At 70.2% G+C, this 1,886-nt stretch carries 2 protein-coding genes; both read right to left on the bottom strand.

The window, feature by feature from the left end; all coding sequences use genetic code 11:
* The coding region (locus ITI46_RS34320) for an FtsB family cell division protein (RefSeq protein WP_209243960.1) at positions 1-475 on the bottom strand (475 nt) is incomplete at its 3' end.
* Between the two features lie 83 nt (positions 476-558).
* Entirely contained in the window at positions 559-1,839 is a 1,281-nt protein-coding gene (eno, locus tag ITI46_RS34315) for a phosphopyruvate hydratase (RefSeq protein WP_209243958.1), read from the bottom strand.
* Positions 1,840-1,886: the final 47 nt, after the last annotated feature.

Raw genomic sequence — 1,886 nt, 5'->3', positions numbered from 1 at the left:
ATTCGGCCTGGTCCGCGCTGTCCACGCCGTCCCACAGATTCTGGTACCAGGCCCGGTCGGCGGACCCGTGCTCCTGGGGGCGGCGTACGTCGGCCGTGCCGTCCCGCATGATGTAACCGGTCTCGCCGGGCCGCACATAGTGCAGGTGTTCGCGTGCCTGCCGCTCCACGTACGCGGGATCGCGCCACCGCGCCCGTTGTTCGCGCAGCCGCTCGACCTCGGCCCGCGCCTGCTCGGCCTGCCGCCGCTGGTCGGCGATCTCGGAGCGCTGGGTGACGTACTGCCGCGTCGGATACGCGAGCGCCACGACGAGGGAGCACACCACGAGCGCGAGCAGCGCGGCCCGGCCGGTGAGCCGCCCCTTGCGCGGGGTGCGTACCGTCCTGCCCTGCGCGCGGTACACCCGCTCGGCGGCCTGGGCGCTGAGGGCGCGCAGACGCGTCGCGGTGGAGAAACGGTCCCGGTCCGCTCCCATACTTCTCCCTCGCGGGTGACACCTGCGGTGCCGTACCCCCCTCGGTCACGAGGTGGGCACGGCACCGTGAGTCGGCCGACTGCTCAGCGCTTGTAGCGCGGGAACGCCGAACGGCCGGCGTAGACGGCCGCGTCGTCCAGGATCTCCTCGATACGCAGCAGCTGGTTGTACTTCGCCACGCGCTCCGAGCGCGCCGGGGCGCCCGACTTGATCTGACCGCAGTTGACCGCGACGGCCAGGTCGGCGATCGTCACGTCCTCGGTCTCGCCCGAGCGGTGCGACATCATGCACTTGAAGCCGTTGCGCTGCGCCAGCTCGACCGCGTCCAGCGTCTCGGTCAGCGAACCGATCTGGTTGACCTTGACGAGCAGCGCGTTGGCCGCGCCCTCCTCGATACCGCGGGACAGCCGCTCCGGGTTGGTGACGAACAGGTCGTCGCCCACCAGCTGCACCTTGTCGCCGAGCTTGTCCGTGATGGTCTTCCAGCCGGCCCAGTCGTCCTCGAACAGCGGGTCCTCGATGGAGACCAGCGGGTAGTCGGCGACCAGCTGCTCGTAGTACTCGGTCATCTCGGCGGCCGAGCGCTTCTGGCCCTCGAAGGCGTAGACGCCCTCCTCGTAGAACTCGGAGGCGGCCACGTCCAGCGCCAGCGCGATGTCCTGGCCCGCGTTGTAACCGGCCTTCTGGATGGCCTCGATGATCAGGTCGAGGGCCTCGCGGTTGGAGCCGAGGTTGGGCGCGAAACCGCCCTCGTCGCCCAGTCCGGTGGCCAGGCCGCGGTCCTTGAGCACGCCCTTGAGCGCGTGGTAGACCTCGGCGCCCCAGCGCAGCGCCTCGGAGAACGACTCCGCGCCGATCGGCGCGATCATGAACTCCTGGATGTCGACGTTCGAGTCCGCGTGCGAGCCGCCGTTGAGGATGTTCATCATCGGCACCGGCAGCTGGTGCGCGTTCGGGCCGCCCAGGTAGCGGAACAGTGGCAGGTCGGACGCCTCGGAAGCGGCGTGCGCGACGGCGAGCGAGACGCCGAGGATGGCGTTGGCACCCAGCGACGACTTGTCGGCCGTGGCGTCCAGGTCGAACATCGCCTGGTCGATCAGGCGCTGCTCGGTGGCGTCGTAGCCGACCAGCTCCGGGCCGATCTGCTCGATGACGGCGAGGACGGCCTTCTCGACGCCCTTCCCGCTGTAGCGCGCGGTGTCACCGTCGCGCAGTTCGAGCGCCTCGAAGGCGCCGGTCGAGGCGCCGGACGGTACGGCAGCACGGCCGGTGCTGCCGTCGTCGAGGCCGACCTCGACCTCGACGGTGGGGTTGCCTCGCGAGTCGAGGATCTCGCGGGCTACGACGACGTCGATGGACGGCACGAGGTTTCTCCTTCGTCTGGGACGACTTTCTCCGCCCCGAGCCTAAC

Origin of the sequence: Streptomyces oryzae, from assembly GCF_017676365.1 — a bacterium.
GTDB lineage: Bacteria > Actinomycetota > Actinomycetes > Streptomycetales > Streptomycetaceae > Streptomyces > Streptomyces oryzae.
Note: the sequence above shows the minus strand (reverse complement) of the source record. Positions and strands in the feature narration are given on the sequence as shown.